Source organism: Methyloligella sp. GL2, from assembly GCF_013341275.1.
Lineage (GTDB): Bacteria > Pseudomonadota > Alphaproteobacteria > Rhizobiales > Methyloligellaceae > Methyloligella.
Genome location: NZ_CP054476.1, coordinates 1,754,216 through 1,780,045, shown reverse-complemented (window position 1 = coordinate 1,780,045; position 25,830 = coordinate 1,754,216). Strand labels below are relative to the sequence as shown.

The 25,830-nt window shown below is 63.8% G+C and carries 25 protein-coding genes; 17 read left to right on the top strand and 8 right to left on the bottom strand.

Going from position 1 to position 25,830, the window contains the following annotated elements; genetic code table 11:
* The first annotated feature begins 119 nt into the window (after positions 1-119).
* Genes HT051_RS08425 through rsmA form a run of 4 tightly spaced genes read left to right on the top strand, consistent with a single transcriptional unit; the run spans position 120 to position 5,124 of the window.
* Complete coding sequence (locus tag HT051_RS08425; protein ID WP_174541623.1) at positions 120-2,249, top strand: LPS-assembly protein LptD; 2,130 nt, start codon at positions 120-122, stop codon at positions 2,247-2,249.
* A 13-nt stretch (positions 2,250-2,262) separates the two neighbouring features.
* The gene (locus tag HT051_RS08420) at positions 2,263-3,219 is read left to right on the top strand and encodes a SurA N-terminal domain-containing protein (RefSeq protein WP_174541622.1); all 957 of its coding nucleotides are present in this window, start codon (positions 2,263-2,265) and stop codon (positions 3,217-3,219) included.
* A 34-nt stretch (positions 3,220-3,253) separates the two neighbouring features.
* A complete protein-coding gene (gene pdxA / locus HT051_RS08415; protein ID WP_174541621.1) occupies positions 3,254-4,279 on the top strand; it encodes a 4-hydroxythreonine-4-phosphate dehydrogenase PdxA in 1,026 nt (341 codons plus the stop codon).
* Complete coding sequence (gene rsmA / locus HT051_RS08410; RefSeq protein ID WP_174541620.1) at positions 4,276-5,124, top strand: 16S rRNA (adenine(1518)-N(6)/adenine(1519)-N(6))-dimethyltransferase RsmA; 849 nt, start codon at positions 4,276-4,278, stop codon at positions 5,122-5,124. Before pdxA ends, rsmA begins: the two co-directional genes overlap by 4 nt.
* Here rsmA and gmk read toward each other — a convergent pair.
* The 7 genes from gmk to fabD form a co-directional block, all read right to left on the bottom strand.
* Positions 5,121-5,756 carry a guanylate kinase gene (gene gmk / locus HT051_RS08405; RefSeq protein ID WP_174541619.1) on the bottom strand — a complete coding sequence of 212 codons (636 nt, stop codon included), beginning with the start codon at positions 5,754-5,756 and terminating at the stop codon, positions 5,121-5,123. The genes rsmA and gmk overlap by 4 nt on opposite strands.
* Positions 5,757-5,763: 7 nt before the next feature.
* Complete coding sequence (locus tag HT051_RS08400; RefSeq protein ID WP_174541618.1) at positions 5,764-6,651, bottom strand: YicC/YloC family endoribonuclease; 888 nt, start codon at positions 6,649-6,651, stop codon at positions 5,764-5,766.
* Positions 6,652-6,789: 138 nt separating this feature from the next.
* On the bottom strand, positions 6,790-7,899 hold the full coding sequence (mltG, locus tag HT051_RS08395; RefSeq protein ID WP_246810029.1) for an endolytic transglycosylase MltG: 1,110 nt from the start codon (positions 7,897-7,899) through the stop codon (positions 6,790-6,792).
* 295 nt (positions 7,900-8,194) lie between these two features.
* Positions 8,195-9,460, bottom strand: coding sequence for a beta-ketoacyl-ACP synthase II (gene fabF / locus HT051_RS08390; protein ID WP_174541616.1), 1,266 nt, complete (start codon positions 9,458-9,460; stop codon positions 8,195-8,197).
* Between the two features lie 89 nt (positions 9,461-9,549).
* Positions 9,550-9,786 (bottom strand): acyl carrier protein, encoded by a 237-nt coding sequence (locus HT051_RS08385; RefSeq protein WP_174541615.1) that lies wholly within the window; start codon positions 9,784-9,786, stop codon positions 9,550-9,552.
* Positions 9,787-10,034: 248 nt separating this feature from the next.
* The gene (gene fabG / locus HT051_RS08380) at positions 10,035-10,772 is read right to left on the bottom strand and encodes a 3-oxoacyl-[acyl-carrier-protein] reductase (protein ID WP_174541614.1); all 738 of its coding nucleotides are present in this window, start codon (positions 10,770-10,772) and stop codon (positions 10,035-10,037) included.
* Between the two features lie 19 nt (positions 10,773-10,791).
* A complete protein-coding gene (fabD, locus tag HT051_RS08375) occupies positions 10,792-11,733 on the bottom strand; it encodes an ACP S-malonyltransferase (protein ID WP_174541613.1) in 942 nt (313 codons plus the stop codon).
* A 308-nt stretch (positions 11,734-12,041) separates the two neighbouring features.
* Between fabD and HT051_RS08370 the strand changes: the two genes are divergently transcribed.
* The 12 genes from HT051_RS08370 (at position 12,042) to HT051_RS08315 (ending at position 24,046) form a co-directional block, all read left to right on the top strand.
* On the top strand, positions 12,042-12,545 hold the full coding sequence (locus tag HT051_RS08370) for a hypothetical protein (protein WP_174541612.1): 504 nt from the start codon (positions 12,042-12,044) through the stop codon (positions 12,543-12,545).
* A gap of 231 nt (positions 12,546-12,776) precedes the next feature.
* Complete coding sequence (rpsF, locus tag HT051_RS08365) at positions 12,777-13,238, top strand: 30S ribosomal protein S6 (RefSeq protein ID WP_174541611.1); 462 nt, start codon at positions 12,777-12,779, stop codon at positions 13,236-13,238.
* Positions 13,235-13,477, top strand: coding sequence for a 30S ribosomal protein S18 (gene rpsR, locus HT051_RS08360; RefSeq protein ID WP_174541610.1), 243 nt, complete (start codon positions 13,235-13,237; stop codon positions 13,475-13,477). The genes rpsF and rpsR overlap by 4 nt, the downstream gene beginning before the upstream one ends.
* 98 nt (positions 13,478-13,575) lie before the next feature.
* A complete protein-coding gene (locus tag HT051_RS08355; protein WP_174541609.1) occupies positions 13,576-14,541 on the top strand; it encodes a DUF2232 domain-containing protein in 966 nt (321 codons plus the stop codon).
* 30 nt (positions 14,542-14,571) lie between these two features.
* Positions 14,572-15,216 carry a 50S ribosomal protein L9 gene (gene rplI / locus HT051_RS08350; RefSeq protein WP_174541608.1) on the top strand — a complete coding sequence of 215 codons (645 nt, stop codon included), beginning with the start codon at positions 14,572-14,574 and terminating at the stop codon, positions 15,214-15,216.
* Positions 15,217-15,394: 178 nt separating this feature from the next.
* Positions 15,395-16,654: a cyclopropane-fatty-acyl-phospholipid synthase family protein gene (locus HT051_RS08345; protein ID WP_174541607.1), complete on the top strand. Its 1,260-nt coding sequence runs from the start codon at positions 15,395-15,397 to the stop codon at positions 16,652-16,654.
* 167 nt (positions 16,655-16,821) lie between these two features.
* Complete coding sequence (locus HT051_RS08340) at positions 16,822-18,309, top strand: replicative DNA helicase (protein WP_174541606.1); 1,488 nt, start codon at positions 16,822-16,824, stop codon at positions 18,307-18,309.
* A complete protein-coding gene (gene alr, locus HT051_RS08335) occupies positions 18,306-19,469 on the top strand; it encodes an alanine racemase (RefSeq protein ID WP_246810028.1) in 1,164 nt (387 codons plus the stop codon). Before HT051_RS08340 ends, alr begins: the two co-directional genes overlap by 4 nt.
* Positions 19,470-19,472: 3 nt before the next feature.
* Entirely contained in the window at positions 19,473-20,852 is a 1,380-nt protein-coding gene (gene radA, locus HT051_RS08330; protein ID WP_174541605.1) for a DNA repair protein RadA, read from the top strand.
* Between the two features lie 160 nt (positions 20,853-21,012).
* Positions 21,013-21,612, top strand: coding sequence for a CvpA family protein (locus tag HT051_RS08325; RefSeq protein ID WP_174541604.1), 600 nt, complete (start codon positions 21,013-21,015; stop codon positions 21,610-21,612).
* A gap of 192 nt (positions 21,613-21,804) precedes the next feature.
* A complete protein-coding gene (purF, locus tag HT051_RS08320; RefSeq protein WP_246810027.1) occupies positions 21,805-23,292 on the top strand; it encodes an amidophosphoribosyltransferase in 1,488 nt (495 codons plus the stop codon).
* 49 nt (positions 23,293-23,341) lie between these two features.
* Complete coding sequence (locus HT051_RS08315) at positions 23,342-24,046, top strand: SDR family NAD(P)-dependent oxidoreductase (RefSeq protein WP_174541602.1); 705 nt, start codon at positions 23,342-23,344, stop codon at positions 24,044-24,046.
* A gap of 21 nt (positions 24,047-24,067) precedes the next feature.
* Here the strand turns inward: HT051_RS08315 and HT051_RS08310 are convergent, their stop codons facing one another.
* Entirely contained in the window at positions 24,068-24,481 is a 414-nt protein-coding gene (locus tag HT051_RS08310; RefSeq protein ID WP_174541601.1) for a DUF4440 domain-containing protein, read from the bottom strand.
* Between the two features lie 191 nt (positions 24,482-24,672).
* Between HT051_RS08310 and HT051_RS08305 the strand changes: the two genes are divergently transcribed.
* Positions 24,673-25,821, top strand: a complete 1,149-nt coding sequence (locus tag HT051_RS08305) for an autotransporter outer membrane beta-barrel domain-containing protein (RefSeq protein WP_174541600.1) — start codon at positions 24,673-24,675, stop codon at positions 25,819-25,821.
* Positions 25,822-25,830: the final 9 nt, after the last annotated feature.

Here is a 25,830-nt window from a genome sequence, read left to right as displayed (position 1 = left end):
CAGTCCGGTCGTCGCTACCGGGACTTGCCGCCGTTCTTCTGCTCGGGATTTGCGCATCGCTTGCCCTCCCCCAGCAAGCTCATGCGCAGCGGAAAAAGCCCGACGATCTGAACAACATCATGAGCCCTCCGTCGATAGCGGAGAACGCGCCGATGCTGCTGCAGGCCGACGAGATGGTCTACGACAACGACCGCAACCGGGTCATGGCGAAGGGCAATGTCGAGATCTATTACGGCGACTACACCCTGCTCGCCGATCAGGTGACCTACGACCGCAACGCCAACACGCTGTCGGCCTCCGGCAATGTGCGCATCAAGGATCCCGACGGCGCCGTCATCACCTCCAACCAGATGACGCTGACCGACGATTTCCGCGACGGCTTCATCGACGCGCTGAAGGTGGTCACCCAGGAAGACACGCGCATCGTCGCCAATACCGCCTCACGCGAGGCCGGCAACGTCACCGTGTTCAACAATGGCTGGTTCACCCCGTGTAAGCCCTGCCGCGAGAACCCGGACAAGGCGCCGACCTGGCGCATCCGGGCCAAGGAGATCAAGCACGACAAGGAAGATGCGACGATCACCTTCAAGGGTGCCGCGTTCGACCTGTTCGGCGTGCCGATCGCCTACACGCCTTACTTCAAGACCGCCGATCCGACGGTGAAGCGCAAATCCGGCTTCCTGATCCCGAGCTACAGCCACTCGGACGATCTCGGGAACACCGTGACGGTCCCGTACTACTTCGCCCTGTCGGATCACTACGACTTCACCTTCGAGCCGATGATCACCGAGAGCGCCGGCACGCTGTTCATGGGCACCTGGCGGCAGCGCCTGGCCAATGGCGGCTTTCAGATCGAGCTCGCCGGCGTCGGCGACCCGGGCTACGAGGAAGAAAGCGGATCGTCCTCGGATTTCCGCGGCAGCATCAAGACCGCCGGCCAGTTCGCCATCAACCCCTACTACTCCTGGGGCTGGGATATCCTGGCTGAGAGCGACGACACCTTCCGCCGCTACTATAAGCTGGACAGCAACCTGAAGACCGACCGCGTCTCGCAGGTCTATATCGAAGGCCTGCACGACCGGAATTACATCTCGCTGCGCGGCTATCAGGTCGGCGGGCTGACATATTACGATTCCGACGAGGCGCAGGCTTCGGTGCTGCCGATCCTGGATTACGACTACATCGTCGACCAGCCGGTCCTCGGTGGCGAGCTGAGCTTCACCTCCAATGCCATGAGCCTGACCCGCGAGGACGGGCCGGACTCGGCGCGGGCCATCATCGAGGCGAATTGGCGCCGCCAGATGATCGATGGCTTCGGCCAGGTCTATACGCCGTTCGCCCAGCTGCGCGGCGATGCCTATAGCATCGAGGACTTCTCGCACGACGATAACGTCTCGGCCAATGGCGACGACTCGCTGGTGCGCGGCCAGGCCGTCGCCGGTGCCCAGTACAGCTATCCCTTCGTCGGGACCACCGGCAACATCACCCATGTGGTGGAGCCGGTCGGCCAGATCATTGCCCGTCCCAACTCAGTCGGCAATCAGGCCAAGATCCCGAATGAGGACGCCAACAGCTTGGTGTTCGACGACACCATCTTGTTCGATATCGACAAGTTCTCCGGCTACGACCGGATCGAGACCGGCACCACCGCCAATGTGGGCGCCCGCTATACCGCTTCGCTCTACTCCGGCGCCTACTTGCGCGCCGTGTTCGGCGAGAGCTTCCACTTGGCGGGCGACAACGCCTTCGACGAAGGCACCGGCCTCTATACCGACAGCTCCGACTATGTCGGCGGTCTCTATATCCAGGCCAATCAGTATCTCGGCTTCACCGCCCAGAGCCGCTTCGATCAGGACGATTGGGCTATCCAGCGCACCGATCTCGGCGCCAACGCCAATTACGGCCCGATCCAGCTTGCCGTCGACTACGCCGATGTCGCCGCCGACGAAGAGCACAACCCCGCTTCCGGCCGCGAGGAAGTCCGGACCAGGGGCGCGCTATCTGTGACCGACAACTGGGCCGTGCTTGGCCAGCTCCGCTACGACCTGGCCAACGACCTCCGCCTGCAGGACGGTATCGGTCTGCAATATGAGGACGATTGCTTTACCTTCGCCCTCACCTATCTGCGGACCAACTATATCGACCGCGATATTGAGCCCGACTCTCGTATTATCGCCCAGTTCTCGCTTAAATATCTGGGCGACTACGCCGTGAAGACCTCTGCCTCGGCGATGGATTCGGATAACTAGGAGGAGCGCCGCGATGGCAGCCCTCATTTCCAGTATCGTTCGCACCGCCGCGCGGGCCAGTCTCGCCGCGGGCATTTGGCTTGCGTTGAGTCCTGCCGCGTCGCTGCCGGCGCACGCCCAAGTCGAGCAATCCATCAAGGTCATCGTCAACGACAACCCGATCTCGGCTTACGATATCGAGCAGCGCATGCGCTTCCTGGCAGTGACCTCGGGCGAGAAGCCCTCCGCCGAGCTGCAGAAAAAAGCCACCGAGATGCTCATCGACGAGCGGCTGCAGATCGAGGCCGGCAAGGAGCAGAAGCTCTATGCCGACGAAGGCGATGTGAACCGGGTCGTCGAGAGCATGGCCCAGAAGAACAAGCTGGATGCCGCCGGCCTGGCACAGGCCCTCGGTAAGGCCGGCATCAACGTCAAGACCCTCAAGGACCGTATTCGCGCACAGCTGGTCTGGCAGGATGTGATCCGCAAGAAGTTCAGCCATACGGTGACGGTCGGCCAGCGCGACATCGATGCGGCGCTGGCCCAATCGGGCACCATCAACCTGGCCCAGAGCACCACGCTGCAGCTGCGCCGGGTGAGCTTCTCCGGCGGCGGCGGCGATGCCGGCATCGCCCGGCGTCTGGCCCAGGCGGAGGATCTGCGCCGGCGTTTCCGCAGCTGCAATACCCTGCCGCTGATCGCCAAGGATTTCTCCGGCGCCTCCGTCGGCGGCGTCTCCACCACCAAGGCCTCCGCGGTGCGTCAGCCGCAGCGCGCCATGCTGATGCATGCCGAGGTCAACCAGATGACTGCGCCCTCCATCGCCTCCGGCCGGGTCGAGCTCTATGCGCTTTGCGGCAAGGACACCAAGGCCGAAGCGCCGCAAGAGCGCGATACCGCCCGGCGCGAGCTGATGAACAAGGAAATGATGGACAAGGCGGACGACTATCTCGCCGAATTGCGCAAGGAGGCGTTCATCGAACGCCGCTAATTGACCCTGAGGCGCCAACGCCTTAGGCAATCACATGAGCGACAAACCTCTGGCCTTGACCATGGGCGATCCCGCCGGGATCGGCCCCGATATCACCTTGCTGGCCTGGCAGGGACGGGAGCTTTGCGGCTTGCCGCCTTTCATGCTGCTGGCCGATCCCGATCTCATCGCCGCCCGCGCCGAGACCTTGGGGCTGGATATCCCCATCGCCGTGATCGACGACCCGGCCGAGGCATCTGCGGTATTTTCCCGTGCTCTGCCGGTGCTTCCGGTGCCGCTTTCGGTGGAGATCGCAGCCGGCACGCCGGACCCGGCCGCCGCGCCGGCAATCCAAGGCGCCATCGAGCAGGCCGTCGATCTGGTGATGGGCGGCAAGGCCGCCGCTGTGGTGACCAATCCGATCGCCAAGGAGGTGCTGCACCGGGCGGGCTTTCCTTTTCCCGGTCACACCGAGTATCTCGCCGCCCTCGCCGATCCGAAGGCAGCGCTGATGCCGGTGATGCTGCTGGCCTCCGATGCGCTGAAGATCGTGCCCGTCACCATCCATATTCCGCTACGCGAGGTGCCGGCGCAGCTCACCACCGAGCTGATCTTGAAGACCATCCGCATCACCGCAAACGACATCCGGCGCTATTTCGGCATCCCGTCCCCGCGCCTGGCGCTGACCGGCCTCAACCCCCATGCCGGCGAAAACGGCAGTCTCGGCGACGAGGAGCAGACCATCATCATGCCGGCGATCGATGCCGCACAAGCCGAAGGGATCGACGTCGCCGGCCCCTTTCCCGCCGACACCATGTTCCACGAGCGCGCCCGCGCCGAATACGACGTGGCGCTGGCCATGTATCACGATCAGGCCCTGATCCCGGTGAAGACGCTTTGCTTCGATACCGGCGTGAACACCACCCTCGGCCTTCCCTTCATCCGCACCTCGCCCGATCACGGCACCGCCTTTGCCATCGCCGGCACCGGCAAGGCCCATCCCACCAGCCTGATCGAAGCCTTGAAGCTCGCCCGCGCCATGGCGGGACACGCCGCCGAAGCCAAGACGAGCGCCGCGTGAGCGCGCCAGACGGCTTGCCGCCGCTGCGCGAGGTGATCGCCGCGCTGGACCTTCAGGCGCGCAAGAGCTTAGGGCAGAATTTCCTGCTGGATCTCAATCTCACCCGGCGCATCGCCCGGGCGGCCGCCCCGCTGGAAGACGCGGCCATCGTCGAGGTCGGCCCAGGTCCCGGCGGGCTGACCCGCGCGCTTTTGATGGAAGGCGCCAAGCGCGTCATCGCTATCGAGAAGGACGAGCGCTGCCTGCCGGCCTTGGCCCAGATCGCCGACGCCTATCCGGATAAGCTGGAGGTCGTCAGGGGCGACGCCACGGAGATCGACTATGGCGGGCTTGGGCTGGAACCCCCGGCCCGCATCGCCGCCAATCTCCCCTATAGCGTCGCCACGCCCTTGCTGATCGGCTGGCTGAAAACCGCGCCCTGGCCGCCCTGGTTCGACCGTATGGTGCTGATGTTCCAGAAAGAAGTGGCCTTGCGCATCGTCGCCGAGCCCGGCTCCAAGGATTACGGCCGGCTTTCGGTGCTGGCCAATTGGCGCTGCCGGACGAAGATCCTGTTCGGCGTGCCGGCCAGCGCCTTCACCCCAAAACCGAAGGTCGATTCGGCGATCGTCGAGCTTATTCCCCGCGACGTGCCGGAGCCGGCCTGCAAGATCGCGACCTTGGAAAAGGTAACCGCGGCCGCCTTCGGCCAGCGCCGCAAGATGCTGCGCGGCGCGCTGCGCGGCCTCGATCCCGACATCGTCTCTGTGTTGGAGGGGCTCGGCATCGCCCCGACGGCGCGCGCCGAAGAGCTGCCCGTGGAGGCCTTCTGCCGGATCGCCAATGCGCTGGACGCGCGGCGCTAAAGCTCGCTGAGCAGTTTCTGCACGAACCCCTTCAGGCCGGTGAGCCGCCCGGCACGCACCCGCTCCGCCTGCAAAACCGACCGCAGGCAGGACAGCGAGTGATCGACATCGGAATTGACGATCACATAGTCGTATTCGTCCCAATGCTGGATCTCGTTGGTGGCGCCGCGCATGCGCTTCTGCACCACTTCCGGGTGATCCTGCGCCCGGCGGGTCAGCCGTTCCTCCAAGGCATTGGCCGAGGGCGGCAGCACAAAGACCGAGACCACATCGGCCGCCGCCTTGTCGCGCAGCTTGCGTGCGCCCTGCCAATCGACATCAAAGAGAACATCGCGCCCGGCGGCCAAAGCCTTCTCCACCGGACGGCGCGGCGTGCCGTAATAATTGTCGAACACCACCGCCCATTCGAGGAAGGCGTCCTCCGCCTGCATCTCCAGGAAGCGCTCGCGGCTGACAAAGTAATAATCCTTGCCCTCTTCCTCGCCGGGCCGGGGCGCCCGCGTGGTGCAGGAGACCGAGATGGCGATATCGTCATCGGACTCCAAAAGCCTGCGCGCCAGCGTCGTCTTCCCCGCCCCCGAAGGCGAGGACAGCACCAGCATCAGCCCCCGTCGTGCAATCTCCCCCGTCATTTGCCTCTCATTCGATATTGGCCACCTGCTCGCGGAACTGGTCGATCACGCCCTTCAGCGCGAGCCCCAGATGGCTGACCTCCACATCGCCCGCCTTGGAGCAGACGGTGTTGGCCTCCCGGTTCAGCTCCTGAGCGAGAAACTCCAGCTTGCGGCCGACCGGCCCGTCGCTCGCGATCAGCTCGCGCGCCGCCGCGATATGGGCCAGCAGCCGGTCGAGCTCTTCTTGAATATCCGCCTTTGCGGCGAGCAGCGCCGCCTCCTGATGCAGCCGTTCCGCCTCCAGCGGCACCGAGCCCGAAATCAGCTTGGCGACCTGCTCCTCGATCCGCGCGGCGAAGGCATCGGGCTGCCGCGCCGCGGCCTCCGATGTCTGTTCCCGCAACTCCGCGATCTGCGCCAGCTGATCCTCCAGCACCGCGAAAAGCCGCGTGCCTTCTTGCGTCCGCGCTTGCGATAGCCCGGTCAGCATTTGCGACAGCCCGTCCAGTAGCGCCGCATTGAGCGCCGCCCGCGCCGTCTCGCTCTCCTCGCCTTCGCGAATCTCCACCACGCCGCGCATGGCCAGCAGACTGTCAAGGGAAACGTCGGGCAAGCCGGTGATCTCGCTCGCCCGGCGCGCGGCCTGAAATGCTTGCCGCAAGCTCGCCTCGTTGAGGCGCAGCTCGGCCGAAGCCGCCTCGCGCTGAATCACCAGATTGATGGAGCAATTGCCCCGCGCCAACAGCTTCTGGCACAGGCTCCGCGCCTCCGGCTCCAGCGCATCGAATCCCGGCGGCAGGCGGAAGCGCAGCTCCAGCCCGCGCCCGTTCACGCTGCGCCCTTCCCAGTGCCAATGCACGCCGTCATGGACGCCGTCGGCCCGGGCAAAGCCGGTCATGCTTTTGAGGCTCATGGCGTCATGATCCTACCGTGATATGGCGCGAAAAGCGGAGCCGAGAAAAAGCCCACCGGGGCTTATACGCCGAGTCGCACCGGTTTTGCCAAAGCCCGAACTGAGCCGTCCGTCCGTGGAAAGACGCTCCGCTCCCGGCTACTGCCCGGCCGAATCGGGCTTGCGCACCGGCGCAGGCGGCTCGCCGCCTGCATCCAGAAGCGAACGCGCGGCGTCTTCATCCAAGGCCGGCGTGTCGGTCGTCGCCGCGGCAGCCGCAGCCTCCGCCTTCTTCTTGGCTTCCTCGGCGAGCTGACGCTGCACCTTGCGCCATTTGGCGACGTTGTTGTTGTGCTCCTTAAGCGTGGCGGAGAAGGCATGCCCGCCCGTCCCGTCGGCCACGAAGTAGAGATCGGTGGTTTCCGCCGGCTGCAAGGTGGCGATAATCGCCTCGCGCCCCGGATTGGCGATCGGCGTCGGCGGCAGCCCGTCGATCTGATAGGTGTTGTACTCGGTCTTCTTATCCAGCTCGCTCTGCAGGATCGGCCGCCCCAGCGAGCCCTGCCCGCCGACCAGGCCGTAGATGATGGTCGGATCGGATTGCAGCCGCATCCCCTTCTTCAGCCGGTTATGGAACACCGCGGCAATCTGCGGACGCTCCCCGTCAATGGCGGTCTCCTTCTCCACGATGGAGGCCAGGATCAACGCCTGCTGCTGGGTCTCGATCGCCAGCCCGTCATGACGCGCCGCCCAGGCCTTGGCCAGGAACAGCTGCTGCGCCTGCCGCATCTGGTCGAGAATCGCCTGCCGGCTGGTGCCGCGGGTATAGAGATAGGTATCGGGAAGCAGCGAGCCTTCCGGCGGCACCTCGGCGATCTCTCCGGTGAGCTCGGGATCCTCCAGCAGCTTCTGCACCACCTGCCGGCTGGTCAGCCCTTCGGCGATGGTCACCTTGTGCTGGATCGCCTTGCCTTCCACCAGCTTGTCGAGCACGTCGCGCATCGAGGCGTTGGCCCCGAACTCGTACTCGCCCGCTTTCAGGCTGATCTTGCGCTTCAGCGTATTGAAATACAGCACCGTTGCAACGAACAGCCGCCGGTCGGCGATGATGCCGTCCGATTCCAGCTGATCGGCAATTTCGCTCACCCCTTTGCCTTGCGGGATCACGGTCACCGCATCGGCCTGCAACGGGCCCGGCTTGTCGAACTGCACTTTGAGAAAATACAGCCCGCCGAGCACCACCGCCGTGACCAGCAGGATGAGCGTCAAAAGCCGATTGAAGAATCTTAGAACTGGGTGCATTTGCGCCGCCTTGGCTTCGCTTCTGGGAGGCTCCGGAACCCGTCTTGGCTGCAGCGCCTCTTGCGGGCTGCGCGCACGCGGCGAGAGGCCATGGCCCCCTTGCTCGTCCGGTAGCGCCAAGTCTCGATCATCCGATCCTTGCGACCCATTGCTGTTTATGGACATGCAATACCGGCCCCGGTTTTGCCGCAGCAGCCCCTATCCACTGCAGCCGAAATATGGCCAAAGGCGGGTGGGCGTGGCAAGCCAATGCGGACGCCCGTCAGCCGTCGTAGCGACGCAGGATGAGGGAGGCGTTGGTTCCGCCAAACCCGAAGGAGTTGGACAGCACCGTATCGATCTGCCGTTCCTTCGCCTCGTACGGCACCAGATCGATCGCCGTTTCCATGGACGGGTTGTCCAGGTTGAGCGTCGGCGGCGCGATATTGTCGCGGATGGCCAAGGTGGAGAAGATCGCCTCCACCGCGCCTGCCGCACCGAGCAGATGCCCGGTCGCCGACTTGGTCGAAGACATCGCGATCTTGCCGGCGGCATTGCCGAACATACGCTCCACCGCACGCAGCTCGATCTCGTCCCCCATCGGGGTCGAAGTGCCGTGGGCGTTGATATAGTCGATATCGGAAGGATCGATGCCCGCCCGCTTCACCGCCGCGACCATGCAGCGGTAAGCCCCGTCACCGTCTTCCGCCGGCGCGGTGATGTGGAAGGCATCGCCCGAAAGCCCGTAGCCAATCACCTCGGCATAGATCGTGGCACCGCGCTCCAGCGCATGCTCCAGCTCTTCCAGAACCACGATGCCGGCCCCCTCGCCCATGACGAACCCGTCACGGTCGCGGTCGTAGGGGCGCGAGGCCCGTTCCGGCTCATCGTTGAAATGGGTGGAGAGCGCCTTGCAGGCGGCGAACCCGGCCAGCGCCAGACGGCAGACCGGAGATTCGGTGCCGCCCGCCAGCATCACCTCGGCATCGCCGAGGGCCACGAGACGGGCCGCATCGCCGATGGCATGAGCCCCGGTCGAGCACGCCGTGACCACGGCGTGGTTCGGGCCCTTCAGCCCATGCTCGATGGAGATATAGCCCGAGGCGAGATTGATCAGCCGTCCCGGAATAAAGAACGGGCTGATGCGCCGCGGTCCTTTTTCGTGGAACAGCAGAGAGTTCTTCTCGATGCCCTGCAAGCCACCGATACCCGATCCGACCAGCACGCCGGTGCGGATCTGATCTTCGTAATCGGTAGGCTTCCAGCCGGCATTCTCCAGCGCCTGGCTCGCCGCCGCCATCGCGAAAACGATGAAGTCGTCGACCTTGCGCTGCTCTTTCGGCTCCATCCAATCGTTGGGATTGAAAGTGCCGTCGGACCCATCGCCCCGCGGAATTTCGCACGCGATCTGGCAGGCGAGATCCGAGGTATCGAATCCCTCCACCCGCGCAGCGGCGCTCTCACCGGCGATGAGCTTTTTCCAGGACTCTTCCACGCCACAAGCCAGCGGCGAGACGAGACCCATACCTGTTATGACAACACGTCGCATCGAGCGCTTCACGGATTCCGGGTTTGGACCCTCTTCTGGAGGGCCAGATTTAGCACAATCGAGGAAACTCTGCGCCTAGCGAGAGGTGCTTAGGAGCTGTTCTTTTCGAGAAACTTGATGGCATCGCCGACCGTCAAAATGGTCTCGGCGGCATCATCGGGAATCTCGCATCCGAATTCTTCTTCGAATGCCATCACGAGTTCGACCGTATCCAGGCTATCGGCACCCAGGTCGTCAATGAAGCTGGCATTCTCGGTTACCTTATCGGCTTCTACGCCAAGATGCTCCACAACGATCTTCTTAACACGCTCCGAGATATCGCTCATTTCCGCCTCATCGTCCTTCTGTCAGTCCTTAGGCCTCGCACTTCCCCTCGAGTCCGGCTCATGGCCTAACGAAACCTCCGAGCGGTAAAATCATAGGGTCGATAGCGAGTGGGATTTTTCCTGTTATTCATCCCACAAAGCGGCGTTTGGGTAACACACTTTGTGGGACATTGCCAGCAGCCAAGGCTAAGGTGAGAACCCCCGTTTGCCCCGCTGAAATTCCTTCATCAAGCTCTAAAAATCAACGATTACGCCATTACCATACCGCCGTTGATATGCATGGTTTCACCGGTAATGTAACCGGCCTCGTCGCTGGCAAGAAAGACCACCGCTGCTGCGATATCTTCTGGCACACCGAATTTCGCAGCCGGAATTGCAGCCGCAATAGTCTCCACTTGCTTCTCTGTCAACGCATCAGTCATGGGCGTCTGGATGAAACCCGGTGCGATGCAGTTGGCCGTGATACCCCGGGCAGAGACCTCCCGGGCCAGCGATTTCGTCATGCCGACCAGCCCCGCCTTGGAGGCGGCGTAGTTCGGCTGGCCCGGATTGCCGATCACCCCGCTGATCGAGGCGATGTTGACGATCCGGCCCGCCCGGCGGCGCATCATATTACGCAAGATGCTGCGCGTCAGCACGAACACCGAGGTCAAATTGACCGCCAGCACGTCGTCCCACTCTTCATCCTTCATCCGCATGAAGAGATTGTCGCGGGTGATGCCGGCATTGTTCACGAGGATGTCCACCTGGCCGAGAGCGGCTTCCGCCTCCTCGCCGAGCTTGGCCACCGCGTCCCGGTCTTTCAGGTCGCAAGGTAGCACGACCACACGGTCGCCGAGCTTCTTGGCCAGCTCCTCGAGCTTTTCCGCCCGGGTGCCGGAAATCGCCACCGTGGCGCCCTGGGCATGCAGGGCCTCGGCAATGGACCCGCCGATACCGCCGGTGGCGCCCGTGACGAGCGCGTTTTTACCGCTCAGATCGAACATCGCGCGTCTCTCCTAAATCCTAGCTTGCGAGCACGGCCGCAGCCGCCTCGATATCGTCCGGTGTGCCGACGGCTTTGGCGTCGATTCCTTCGAACCGCCGCGTAATGCCCGTCAGCACTTTGCCCGAACCGACCTCATAAACCACATCGATGCCCTTTTCCTGCAGAAATAGCATCGATTCCCGCCAGCGCACCGTGCCCGTCACCTGCTCGACCAGCCGCTTGCGGATCTCTTCCGGATCGGTGATCGGGCTGGCCAGCACATTGGCGACCAGCGGCACCGCAGGCGCCTTGATCTCCACATCGGCCAGCGCCGCGGCCATGGTCTCGGCCGCCGGCTGCATCAAGGAGCAATGGAAGGGCGCGCTCACCGGCAGCAGAACCGCGCGGCGCGCGCCGTAATCGGCCGCGATCTTCACCGCCCGCTCCACCGCCGACTTGGCGCCGGAAATCACCACCTGGCCCGGCGCATTGTCGTTGGCCGCCTCGCAGACTTCGCCCTCGGCAGCCGCCTCGGCCAGAGCCTTGGCTTGCGCAAGATCCGCCCCGAGCAGCGCCGCCATGGCGCCCTGCCCCACCGGCACCGCCTCTTGCATCGCCTTACCGCGGGTCTTCAGGAGCCGCGCCGTATCGGCCAGGCTCAAGGATCCTGCGGCGGCAAGCGCCGAATATTCGCCCAAGGAATGGCCGGCCACGAAGGCGGCGGACTTGGCAAGGTCCACGCCCTTCGCCTGCAATGCGGCCATCGCAGCCATCGACACCGCCATCAGCGCCGGCTGCGCATTCTCCGTCAGGGTCAGCGTCTCCTCCGGACCTTCCCACATGATGTTGGAAAGATCCTGCGACAGCGCCTCGTTCACCTCGTCGAACACGGCCTTCGATTCCGGAAAGGCGTCGGCAAGCTGCTTGCCCATGCCAACGGCTTGGCTGCCCTGTCCCGGAAAAAGGAATGCGTTGCTCATAGAAACGTCGTGCCGAAAATTGTTAATGAGGATTTACCTGTCGCAGAAGCGCGCCAAAGACACCGAATGCGACACGGCTGTCAAGTTGACAGTCCGGTTTCGCCAAAATCCGGTGCGAAACGCCGCATCGCGGGCCGTGAATTGGTACACGGCAACCGGTGTCCGATGCAACGCCAGCGCAGGTTTCCGGGTTTAGCCGATTGAGAATCGGCCCCCTCGGCCGGTTCAAATCATCAAACTCGACGGCCCCATCGCCGAACTGCCGCGCCGCGATCGGAAAAAAGCAAGGTTCTAAGGAGGAAATGTCGATGAAAACCCCGCGCGTCCGCATTCTGACGCTGATTACCGGACTGGTCGCCGCTTTTTCCATCGTGACGAGCGCATCCGCGGCGCCATTAGCTTGGCCCTTTGGCGAATCCCGATCCCCGCGCGATCCGGCCCTCGCCCTCCTCGCCAAGATCGACACGCTGAAGGTCTCGCTTGTCGGCGAGGACGAGAACAATCTGCTGGTCAAGATCGAGATCGAGGCCGCCACCCCCTATCCCGGCTTTACCGATCTCACCTTGGTGGGCCGTCCCGGCAAGCTCAACGACCGCATTTTCGCCTTCGAGGCGCGTGGCCGCCCGCCGCAGCGGCCCAATACCGATGAGGCCCCAGAGACGGTTTCCATTGGCGGCACTTACGAGGGCGCGCCGATTGCCAGCGTCAACGTGGTCGAGGTCTTCGCCAAGGAGAATTGCCTCGCCTACAGCCTTGCCGAGAAGAAAGAGGTGCCCTGCACCACCCGCGTGCTGCAGGACGAAGAGATGTAGCCGCGGCAAACTGCCCGTCGAAGCGCTTGCATTCGCGCGGCGAAACCGTATAAACGCGCCACAGAAATCAGCTTCGGTCGGAGGCTGAACGGAGGAGCCGTATTTTCCGCGGCCAGGCGATTGAGCCGCCCTCCGGTGTCTCCGCTCCTTGAGGACGTCTTCTTGAGCCTTTCCTCGACTGTGCTCAAGAGAGGCTTCGCGCCGAAGCATCGATAAGAAGGAAAGGCAGCCATGGCTCTTTACGAGCATGTGTTCCTGGCACGTCAGGATATCTCCGGCCAGCAGGTCGATTCCCTGGTCCAGGATTTCAAGAAACTGATCGAAGATGGCGGCGGCTCCATCGGCAAGACCGAGTATTGGGGCCTGAAGACCATCGCCTACCGGATCAAGAAGAACCGGAAAGCGCATTATACGCTGATGAATATCGACGCCCCGCACGAGGCGGTGGCCGAGATGGAGCGTCAGATGCGCCTCAACTCCGATGTGCTCCGCTTCATGACCATCCGCGTCGACGAGCTGGAGGAAGAGCCTTCCGCTCAGATGCGCCGCTCCGATCGTGACGATCGCGATGGCCGCCGCGGCGATCGCCGTGGCCCGCCCCGGGACCGGGATCGGGATCGGGATCGTGACAGCGAGAGCCGGTCTTCCGAGAAGGCCGAAACCAAGACTGAAAAAGAGGAGAAGGCCGAATGAGTGCCGCTCAAGCAGCCCGCCGCCCCTTCTATCGCCGCCGGAAGACCTGCCCCTTCTCCAGCGATAAGGCGCCGAAGATCGATTATAAGGACGTGAAGCTGCTGCAGCGCTACGTTTCGGAGCGCGGCAAGATCGTCCCGAGCCGGATCACCGCCGTCTCGGCGAAGAAGCAGCGTGAACTCGCCCGCGCCATCAAGCGCGCGCGCTTTCTGGGCCTCCTGCCCTATCTCGTCCAGTAAGGACACGCGGCCTCACCTTTGAGGCCGATATCGCGGTTGGGCCGGCCCGGCAGACGGGCCGCCCCTAACCCCTTCTTGAAAGGAAGGCGGGACAGCAAATGCGAACCAGCTATTTGATCGGCGCAGGCGCCGGTCTGGTTTCTTCCGCATTATTTGCCGCAGCCGCGACCGCTGCGGTTTTCGCCGGCGCGCTGCTCTATCTCGCGCCGCTGCCGGTTTGCCTGGCCGGGCTCGGCTGGGGCGCAAGCGCCGCCATCGCCGCCGCCATTACCGGCAGCCTCGTGCTAGCCTTCAGCTTCGGCCCCATAGTCGGACTGGCCTTCGCCTTGGTCATCGGCGCGCCAGTCGCTTTCCTCTGCCATCTCCTGCTGCTGTCGCGCTCCACCACCCAAGGCGAATTGCCACAAGGCGAATTGCCGGTGGTCGAATGGTATCCGATCGGACGGCTGGTCGGCTGGACCGCGGTGGTCGCCGGCGCCCTCGGCGCCTTGATGATCCTGATCCTCGGCTACGATCTGGATGCCTTGCGCGAATCGATTCGCCAGATGCTGCAGAGCGACGCCTTCCAGCAGCTCGATCCCGACGGCACCTTGTTCACCCCGGAGAACGCCGAACGGCTTAGCGATGTGCTGGCGCGGGCGCTGCCTGCAGCCTTTGCCATCGTCTGGATGACCGTCACCCTGTTCAACCTGTGGATCGGCGGGCTGATCAGCCACGCCTCGGGCCGCGCCATGCGCCCCTGGCCGAAGCTCAATGCGATGGAAGTGCCGAATGTCTTCTTCCTCGCTTTCGTCGTCACGCTGATCCTCTCCTTTATGCCCGGCATGATCGGACTGGTCGCCACCGGTTTCGCCGGCGCCCTGCTCCTCGCCTTCGTGCTGCAGGGGCTCGCCGTCATTCACGCCGCCACCCAAGGCATGCCGATGCGCGGCCTGCTGCTGGCCGCCATCTATGCCGGCATTTTCCTGCTCGGCTGGGTGGCCATCGTGATCGCCATTATCGGCCTCGCCGAGCCGATGCTGAACCTGCGCGCCCGTGGCGGCAGCAACACCAAAACCGACTGACAAACCGACCTTTTGAAATAGGAGCTAAAGATGGAAGTCATTCTGCTAGAGCGTATCGGCCGTCTTGGCCAGATGGGCGATCTCGTCAATGTGAAAGACGGCTTCGCCCGCAACTATCTGCTGCCGCAAGGCAAGGCCCTCCGCGCCAACAAAGCCAATCGCGAGCGTTTCGAGCGTGAGCGCGCCCAGCTCGAGGCCCGCAATCTGGAGCTGAAGAGCGAAGCCGAGCGCGTCGCCAAGGATCTGGAAGGCAAGACCTTCGTGGTCATCCGCCAGGCCGGCGAGACCGGTCATCTCTACGGCTCCGTCGCGGCCCGCGACATTGCCGAGCAGATCGTCGCCGATGGCTTCTCCATCGACCGCCGCCAGGTGATGCTCGACCGTCCCATCAAGCTGCTGGGTCTGACCGACGTGAATATCTCGCTTCATCCTGAGGTCGAGCCGGTCGTCACCATCAATGTCGCCCGCTCTGCCGACGAAGCGGAGCGCCAGGCCCGCGGCGAGGATGTGACCCGTCCGCTGGACGAGCAGGAAGAGGAAGAAGCCGAAGCCCTGCGCGCGGCCGAGGAGCTGTTCGAGGAAGACGCCGAGGTGGAGCTCGAGATCGAGGAGACCGTGGAGGTCGAAGACACCGAAACGGACGCCGGCGAGAGCGACGAAGAGCCCAAAGCCTAGGGAAGGCGTAAGGCTCGAGACCACAACCGTAGTAACGGCGACAAAAATCCGCGTGTAAATATCCTAGGAACCTATGTGAGACATGATTATCATGTTTCCTGGGTTTCTAGGGACGCGCCTCCAGAACCTGTTCTGAGTTCGTTTTGGAAACCTGCCATTACTGACTTCAGCGGATTCTATGCTTCGCCCGCTACGCTACGTACTAAACAAGCTCGTCCGCCGCGGCCATCTGCGGTACATCGACCCTGCCGGCCGCGCGTATGAGTTTGGTGATTCTTCTGCTCAGGAGGTCGCCATCCGGGTTGCCAATCCGGCAACCGAATGGCGCATCCTCCTCGATCCCGGTCTTGCCCTCGGCGAAGCCTATGCCGAAGGCCATCTGACCGTCGAACAAGGCACCGTCTACGACCTGCTCGTGGTTCTGCTGCAGGATCTGGAGCCCGGTTCATGGCCGGGCGTCGTCGAGGTCCCGGAACGCTTCCGCTACCTGACCCGGCGCATTGCCCAATTCAATCCGGTCTCCCGTTCCAAGAAGAACGTCGCCCATCACTACGATATCGACGGGCATATCTACGATCTGTTCCTGGACCCGGACCGGCAATATTCCTGCGCCTATTTCGAAAGCGACGACCAGTCCTTAGAGGATGCCCAGCTCGCCAAGAAGCGCCACCTCGCCGCCAAGATGCGGCTGGAGGACGGCCAGAAAGTGCTGGATATCGGCTCCGGCTGGGGCGGGCTCGGCCTCTATCTAGCGCAAACAGCCCATGTCGACGTCACCGGCATCACCCTGAGCGAGGAGCAGCTGAAAGTCTCGCAGGAGCGGGCCAGCACCTTGGGGCTTTCCCGCGCGGCGGATTTCCGCATGTGCGATTACCGGAACCTGCAAGGCCGGTTCGACCGCATCGTCTCCGTCGGCATGTTCGAGCATGTCGGCGTCGGCCATTACCGCGCCTTCTTCAAGCGCATCCGCGAGCTCCTCACCGAGGACGGCGTCGCGGTGATCCATTCCATCGGTCGATTCGACGGTCCCGGCGCCACCAACAAGTTCATCGCCAAATACATCTTCCCCGGCGGCTATATCCCCGCTTTGTCGGAGGTGCTGCCGGCGATCGAGCGAGAACGGCTCTACACCACCGATATCGAGATCCTGCGCCTGCATTACGCCATGACCTTGCGCCATTGGCGTCAGCGCTTCCGCGCCTCCTGGCCAATTCTGGCCGAGCGATTCGGAGAGCATTTCTGCCGCGTCTGGGAATTCTATCTGGCCGGATCGGAGACCGCCTTCCGCTATCAGGACATGATGGTGTTCCAGATCCAGCTGACCCGGAATCAGCACGCCCTTCCCCTCACCCGCGACTATATGGTCGACACCGAGCGGGAGCTTCGGGCAGCCGATGAAGGGGCCGTCGGCTCGCAGACCGCCGGCGCGCCGGAATAGCCGGCCCCTTCGCCTCGTCGCGTTTGAGGCTCACCTGATTCGTTTGTGACGCGTTCTAAGCCGCGTTTCCACGCCTCCTGTGTATAGCGTTGATGACAATGTCATAGGGCACGGGCCCCACGTCCTTGCCCCTGTTCAAACTTCACGTTTGAGCTAGTGTCCGGCCAATGAGCAACGCACTGATTCTTTCGCGCGAGCCGGCCGAAGAGCCGGAGGATTTCCGCCAGCAGCCCCATAATATCGAGGCTGAGCAAGCGCTTTTGGGCGCTATCCTGGTCAATAACGAGGCCAGCGACCGGGTTTCCAGCTTCCTGAAAGTGGAGCATTTCTTCGAGCCGCTGCACGGCCGCATCTTCGAGGCAGCAACCAAGCTGATCTTCGGCGGCAAGCGCGCCACCCCAATCACCTTGAAGACCTTCTTCGAGAATGAAGAGCCGGTGAACGACCTCACCGTGCCGCAATATCTCGGCCGCCTCGCCGCCAACGCCACCACCATCATCAATGCGGAGGATTACGGCCGCACCATCTACGACCTCGCCGTCCGCCGCGAGCTGATTCAGGTGGGCGAGCAGCTGGTCAACACCGCTTACGATTCGCCGATCGATTCGCCGCCCGCCTCCCAGATCGAGATGGCCGAGCAGCAGCTCTACGAGCTGGCCGAGACCGGTAAATACGGCGGCGGCTTCACCCCCTTCTCCTCCGCCCTCACCGACGCCATCGACATGGCGGCGAGCGCCTATTCCCGCGATGGCGGCCTCTCCGGTCTCTCCACCGGCTTTGTCGATGTCGACCGTAAGATGGGCGGCTTGCAGTCCTCCGACCTGATCATCCTCGCCGGTCGCCCGGCCATGGGTAAATCGGCCTTCGCCACCAACATCGCCTATCACGTGGCGAAGTCGTATCAGCTCGATCCCAATACCGGGAAAGTCGCCGACGGCGCCGTGGTCGGCCTGTTCTCGCTGGAAATGTCGGCCGAGCAGCTCGCCACCCGTATCATTTCCGAGCAGGCCTCGATTCCTTCCGAGCGTATCCGCCGCGGCCGTATCGAGCCGGGCGAGTTCGACCGCATCGTCGAGGTGGCGCAAGAGATGCAGGAGGTGCCGCTCTATATCGACCAGACCGGCGGCATCTCCATCGCCCAGCTCGCCGCCCGCGCCCGCCGCCTGAAGCGCCAGCGCGGCATCGGCCTGATTATCGTCGACTATCTGCAGCTTCTGACCGGCTCCTCGCGCCGCGCCTCGGAGGGCCGCGTGCAGGAGGTCTCGGAGATCACCACCGGGCTCAAAGCGCTGGCCAAGGAGCTGAACGTGCCCATCATGGCCCTCTCCCAGCTCTCCCGTCAGGTGGAGCAGCGCGACGATAAAAGGCCGCAGCTGGCGGACTTGCGTGAATCGGGTTCCATCGAGCAAGACGCCGATGTGGTGTTGTTCCTGTATCGTGAGGAATATTATCTGGAACGGCGCCAACCGCGCGAGAACACCGAAGAGCACCGCCAGTGGCAGGAAGAGATGGACATGGTGACCGGCAAGGCCGAGCTGATCATCGGCAAGCAGAGGCACGGCCCCACGGGGACGGTGGGTCTGCAGTTCGAGTCGCAATACACCAAGTTCGGCAATCTGGCGGTGGAGGATCAGCTGCCGGAGCGGTTGGAGTGAGGGCACACGCCCCCAATTCCGACATCACAGGCGAAGACGGCGATGCGGTGAAGACGGCCCCTGCCGTTCTCACCATCGATCTGGACGCCCTCGCCGCCAATTACCGTTTCTTGCGCGATCGCGCCGCGCCGGCCGAATGCGCCGCGGTGGTCAAGGCCGATGCTTATGGCCTCGGCGTCGACAAGGTCGCCCCGGTTCTCTGGAACGAAGGCTGCCGTAGCTTCTTCGTCGCCACCCTCGGCGAAGCCCTGACCTTGCGCGCCCTCCTCCCCGAAGCGATCATCTATGTGTTCGACGGGCTGCTGCCTGGCACCGCCCCGGTCTTCGCCGAAAACGCCATCCGCCCGGTGCTGAACAGCGCCGACGAGATCGCCGAGTGGGCCGCATTCTGCGCCGAAACCGGCGCCAAGCATCCCGCCGCCATCCATATCGATACCGGCATGAACCGGCTCGGCCTCTCCGGCCATGAGCTGGAACAGTTTCTAGACGGCAAAACCGACACTTCCGCCTTCGCGCTCACCCTGGTCATGAGCCATCTGGCCTGCGCCGATACGCCGGAGCACCCGGCCAATGCCGCGCAGCAGACGCGATTCGCACAAGCCATCAGCCGTCTGCCACAAGTCACCGCATCGCTTGCAAATTCCGGCGGCGTGGTGATGGGAGCTGACTATCATTTCGATCTGGTCCGCCCGGGCATCGCACTTTACGGCGGTCAGCCGAGCGAGGCGTGCGAGCATCGCTTCCAGACCGTCGTCACCTTGAGCTGCCGCATCTTGCAGATCCGCGAGGCGGGAGCCGGCGAGACGGTCGGCTATGGCGCCACCAAGACGCTTCAAGCCCCGACCCGTATCGCAACGATCGCAGCAGGTTACGCCGACGGGCTCTCCTGGCTGCTCTCGGCCGGCGATGCTGTCGATGGCCTCCACGCCTATCTTGGGCCGCACGCTGCGCCGATTCTGGGCCGCGTCTCCATGGATCTCGTCACCTTAGACGTCACCGGCATTCCGGAAACTCACGCCAAACGCGGTGCCTTTGCCGAGGTGATCGGCCCCAACGTGCCGCTGGAGACCCTTGCGGGCCATGCCAGCACGGTGAATTACGAGGTTCTGACCAATATCTGCCGCCGCGCCCTCCGGCGCTTTATCGGGGGCGAGGGATAAGGCTTGGCCAAAGCGACACGCAATTTCATCTGCCAGGAATGCGGCGCCGTCAGCACCCGCTGGGCCGGCAAATGCGTCACCTGCGGCGCCTGGAACTCCATGGTCGAGGAGACCCCGGCCCCGCCGGCCACGGCCAATCTCGTTTCCATCAAAGGCGGCAAGGGCCGCGCGGCGAAATTCGAGAGCCTGGAAGCGGAGACCCTGGATGCCCCGCGCATCCCCTCCGGCATCGGCGAGTTCGACCGGGTGACCGGCGGCGGGCTGGTGCCGGGCTCGGCCATCCTGGTCGGCGGCGAGCCGGGCATCGGCAAGTCGACCTTGCTGCTGCAGACCGCAGCGAAACTCGCCACTGCCGGCCAGCCGGTGGTCTATCTCTCCGGCGAAGAGGCCCCGGCCCAGGTGCGCATGCGCGCCGAACGGCTCGGCCTCTCCAAGGCGCCCGTAGCACTCGGCACCGAGACCAACACCGCCAATATCATCGCCAGCCTCTCCGAGGGCGAAGCGCCGGCGCTGATCATCATCGATTCGGTACAGACCCTGTGGGCGGAGAATATCGATTCGGCGCCCGGCACCATCTCCCAGCTGCGCGGCTGCGCCGCGGCGCTGATCTCCTTTGCCAAGCGCACCGGCTCGACCCTGATTCTGGTCGGCCACGTCACCAAGGAAGGCCAGATCGCCGGCCCCAAGGTGATCGAGCATATGGTCGATACCGTGCTCTATTTCGAAGGCCAGAGCGGCCACCAATTCCGCATCCTCCGCGGCGTCAAGAATCGCTTCGGCCCCACCGACGAGATCGGCGTCTTCGAGATGCGCTATGACGGGCTGAACGAGGTGGAGAACCCCTCGGCCTTGTTTCTAAGCGACCGCGACGAAGCCAGCCCCGGCACCTCAGTGCTGGCCGGCATGGAAGGCAGCCGCCCCATCCTGGTGGAGATCCAGGCCCTGGTCGCGCCCTCCTCTCTCGGCACGCCGCGCCGCGCCGTGGTCGGCTGGGACACCAGCCGCCTGGCCATGCTGATCGCCGTGCTGGAAGCGCGCTGCGGCGTGCGCCTCGGCGGCCATGACGTCTATCTCAACGTCGCCGGCGGCTTGCGGCTCAACGAGCCCGCCGTGGATCTGGCCGCCGCCGCCGCGCTTGTTTCTTCCTTCGCCAATAAATCCGTGCCCGAGGGCAGCGTCTATTTCGGTGAGGTCAGTCTCACCGGTGCGATTCGCCCCGTGGGCCATGGCGAAACCCGGCTGAAGGAAGCGGCCAAGCTCGGCTTCTCCCGCGCCGTGCTGCCGGCCAGCGCCGTGCCGCAAGCCAAATCCGCCGGCCTCGCCCATGCCGAAGTGAGCGAGCTGGTGGAGCTGGTCAGCCAGTTCGGTCCTTTCGACGAATAGCCGGGGAAGTTGCAAAGCGCATCGCCCGCCATGCCGCAACGGCAACAGCGGGCTGAAAATCGCCGCGGCTTTGCCCCGCGATGATTGCCGTTCCGCCCCATTTGTGCTTCATGCCGGGGAATCATGCTAATCTGAAAACCGATGGGAGGGGGCTTAATCCATGCCGGTTTCGTGGCTCGACATCATCCTCGTAACGATCATGCTCGTTTCGGGATTGCTTGCGATGGTGCGCGGGTTCACCCGCGAGGTCCTGTCGATCTTTTCCTGGGCCGTTGCAGCCGTCGCCGCCCTCTATCTGACGCCGAAATACTGGACCATCATCGAGCCGTATTTCCCGTCCGACACCGCAGCCCAAATCATCTTCGGCGTCGGTGTCTTCATCATCGTGCTCATCGTCGTGAGCCTGATCACCTTGCGCATTTCCGATCGGGTCCTGGACAGCCGCGTCGGCGCCGTCGACCGCACCCTCGGTTTCATCTTCGGCCTTGCCCGCGGCTTCCTGCTGGTTGCCATCGTCTTCGTGATCTTCAGCGCTCTGGCCAAGGACCAGCCGCAATGGATTCGCGACGCGCGGTCCTTCCCGCTGCTGCAGCAGACCCAGATCGCCATCGAATCGCTCATTCCGCAAAACCCGGAAGAGCATCTGCAACTCCCCGGCTCGTCGGAACAATCCACAGAGGGCGCCACCGATGCGCCCCAGGAAACGACGCCGGAAGCCGCACCTGCGACGCCGCCGGCTGAACCGGCACCGCAGCAGTAGAAAAAACGAGTCCGTCGGTTAACGGCCGGATTTGCTGGAATCGCGTTGCGTAACGGTCCTATGACACCCAGACGCGGTGAAGGGTCGCACTAGGATTCACGGTTCGGAGAGCGCAAACAGTCCGAAAGCATTGAAGCGCATCTTACGGGCCCTATCTACAGGGCAGAGATGAGGGTTGCGGTGACAGAGCAAATGGGAAACCTCGAGCGCGCAAAAGACTGGTTCGAAGAGGACCGGTTGCATGAAGAATGCGGCGTTTTCGGCATCTTCAACCACAAGGACGCCGCAGCGCTGACCGCGCTCGGGCTGCATGCCTTGCAGCATCGCGGCCAGGAAGGCGCCGGCATCGTCACCTTCGACGGCGAACGCTTCCATCCCGAACGGCGCCTCGGCCTCGTCGGCGATCATTTCGCATCCAGCTCCGTGATCGATCGGCTGAAAGGCGATTCCGCCATCGGCCATGTCCGCTACTCCACCACCGGCGATCACATCATCCGCAACGTCCAGCCGCTTTTCGTCGATCTCAATTCCGGCGGCTTCTCCCTCGCCCATAACGGCAATCTCACCAACGCCCTCACCTTGCGCGAGGAGCTGGTCCGCGAAGGCGCTATCTGCCAGTCCACCACCGACACCGAGGTGATCCTTCACCTCGTCGCCCGCAGCGGAAAGCACAAATTCATCGAGCGCTTCGTCGAGGCGCTGACCCAGGTCGAAGGCGCCTATGCCCTGGTCGGCCTCACCAACAAGAAGCTGGTCGGCGCGCGCGATCCGTACGGCATCCGCCCGCTGGTGCTCGGCAAGCTCGGCGAAGACAGCTACGTGCTGGCCTCCGAGACCTGCGCGCTGGACATCATCGGCGCCGAATTCGTGCGCGAGGTCGAGAATGGCGAGATCGTCGTCATCGATCGCGACGAGGAAACCGGCAAGGTCCGCCTCGAGAGCCACCGTTTCGTGCCCGCGCATCCGCCGCGGCTCTGCCTGTTCGAATACATCTATTTCTCCCGGCCCGATTCCATCGTCGGCGGCCGCTCCGTCTATGACGTGCGCAAAGAGATGGGGCGCCAACTTGCCCAGGAGAGCGGCCTCGATGCCGATGTGATCGTACCAATTCCCGATTCCGGCGTGCCCGCCGCCATCGGCTACAGCCAGGAATCCGGCATTCCCTTCGAGTTCGGCATCATCCGCAATCACTATGTGGGCCGCACCTTCATCGAGCCGGAACAGCAGATCCGCCAGCTCGGCGTGAAACTGAAACACAGCGCCAACCAGGCCCGCATCAAAGGCAAGCGCATCATCCTTCTCGATGACAGCCTGGTCCGCGGCACCACCTCGATCAAGATCGTGCAGATGATGCGCGATGCCGGCGCCACCGAGGTGCATATGCGGGTCTCCTGCCCGCCGATCCGCCACCCCGATTTCTACGGCATCGACACCCCGGAGCAGGAAAAGCTCCTCGCCGCCACCCACTCCGTCGAACAGATGCGCGACTTCATCGGCGCCGACAGCCTCAACTTCCTGACCGTTGACGGCATGTATCGGGCGCTTGGCTTCGAAGGCCGCGACAACGAAAATCCGCAATTCACCGACCATCACTTCACCGGCGACTACCCGACCCGGCTGCGCGACCGCGAGGGCCCGTCCCCGCACAAGCAGCTCTCCCTGCTCGCCGAAGTCGGCTAAGCGCATCTCCCTTCTCTTACCGTGCCAATCGGCATAAGACGGTGTGGCTATGACCGCCCGTCTTAAAGACCGTATCGCGCTGGTGACCGGCGCATCGCGTGGCATCGGCCGCGCCGTGGCCCTCGCCTTCGCGAAGCAAGGCGCCCATGTGCTGCTGCTCGCCCGCAGCCAGAAGGCCTTGGAGCCGGTCGACGACGCAATCAAGCAGATCGGCGGCACGGCGAGCCTGATCCCGCTCAATCTCGCCAGCGGCAAATCCATCGACGCGCTGGGCCCGGCGCTTTACGAGCGCTTCGGCAAGCTCGACATCCTGGTGGCCAACGCCGGAGTGCTCGGCGGGCTCTCGCCCCTGCCCCATATCCAGACCGTGAATTGGGAAAAGGTGATGACCATCAACGTCACCGCCAATTGGCGGCTGATCCGCACCCTCGATCCGCTGCTCCGCCGCTCCGATGCAGGGCGCGCCATCTTCGTCACCTCGGGCGCCGCCAAGAGCACACGCGCCTATTGGGCGCCCTACTCCGTCTCCAAGGCGGCGCTGGAGGCCCTGGCGCGGACCTACGCCAACGAGACCGCCGATAGCGATGTGAAGGTGAATATCGTCGATCCCGGCGTGGTGGCGACGGATATGCGCGCCGAGGCCTTTCCCGGCGAGGATCCGGAAACCCTCACCCCGCCGGAAGCCATCGCCGAGACCTTCGTCGAGCTGGCGGGTCCCAACTACACAGAGACCGGCCAGCGCATCGACGTCTGACGCCGCGCGCCGCGCCTGGCCTCAGCGCTCGCCCTTGAACGGCCCCTGGCTCAGATGCTCGTGCATCACCATCCAGCTGCCGTCAGCCTTCTCCAGCACCGTGGTGCCGCGCCCGCCGCTGGAAACCAGCCGGCCGTTGACGTCGCCCGACCAGTGAAACTCGTAGAGCAGCACCGCCACCTCGCCGGTATTGAGCAAGCAGCTGACATCCCGGAGTTCGAATTGCTCATTGGAAACGGCTGCAAAATTGGCCGCAATCGCCTTGGCGATCTCATCTTTGCCAAGATAGGCCGTACCATTACTGAAGAAATAAACCGCATTCTCGCCAATCAAAGCGAGTATCGCGTCGAGATCATGCGCATCCGCCGCCGCTTCGTAGCGCTGTTTCAGAAAGTCTTCCGGTGACAAGCCACTCTCCTTCGATTGAAGCCCCACACCCGGTCGAACCGCGCCGCAAGATGCGGGGTAACAGGCTGAAATCATTGCCGGAGCCCGCCCGGCCCCCTGCGCCAATTGTCGCGGCGGGTCGTACCTGCCAACGAAGCGCCTAGATTTAAGACCTCATTAAAGAGGCTGCTTCAAGAGGGAAGATAGACGAGAAAGCGCATCTTCCGAGGGACATGAGCATGCGGCATACGTCTTTCGCCTACACCGTTCTAACCGTCCTGCCGCTCCTGATTGCCGGGAGCGCGGCGAACGCGCAATGCACCACCACCGACACGACCGGGTGCGAAGCCATTCCGGGCATGGGCACCGAGCTGATGGAGCAGCGCCTGAACCGGACGCTCTCCAGCAACCCGACCCAGGACCGCGTCACCAAGCGCCTGAATTCGGGAAGCTGGTCGCCCAGCACCACCGTCAGCACGCCTTTCACCATTTCGCCGAGCGGCACCGTCACCAATGTGCAGACCAGCCTGACCGAATGGCAGTCGGCGCTGAGCGCCGCCGAGCGCAAGCGGCTGGAAGAAATCGCCAAGGACAATGACGAGCTGCATCTTCCTGGACCCGTCCGACGCGCCCCCGCGCCCGTCGATGTCTGGGTGAGCACCCGCCATCAGGATCTCGGAACCGATGGCGAGACCGAAACCCATGGCGCAGCGACCACCACCTATGTCGGCGCCGATTACCGGGTCGACGACCGGCTGCTGATGGGCGGCATGGTGCAGATGGACGAAACCCGCGAGAACGTGGTTCAAACTCCCGAATCGATGTCGGGCAAAGCCTTTATGGCGGGCCCCTACGCCGCCTACCGGGTCACCTCCAACGTGATCTTCGACGCCAAGACCGCTTGGGGTCACGCCGACGACCGGGCCCGCGCCGGAGAGGATGCGGTGGCGAGTTTCGGCACCGACCGCACCCTGAGCCAGGCGCGGCTCAGCGGCAATTGGAATCTGGAGAACAATTGGAAGCTCACCCCGAGCGGCACCGTCACGCGCGTGACCGAGGATGCGAACTCGCCCATTGCCGGCGCCGACGCCACCAAGCTGGAAGAGACCAAAGTCTCCATCCGGCCGGAGATCCGACGGCCCATCGACGGCTGGAACGGCAACACCATCGAGCCCTTCGCCTATCTTCAAAGCAGCGTCGATGTCGACACGCCCGACGGATCGGAGGCCTCGCCGCAGAACAGCATCGGCGGCGGCCTCGCCATCAGCAAGACCGACTACTACAACATCCGGGCGACGGCGGATTACACCGAGACCATGAACTCCGATATCGATCCCTCGATGACCGGACGCTTCTCGGTCAACGTGCCCCTCGGCACCCGGAAATAGCCGGGCCGG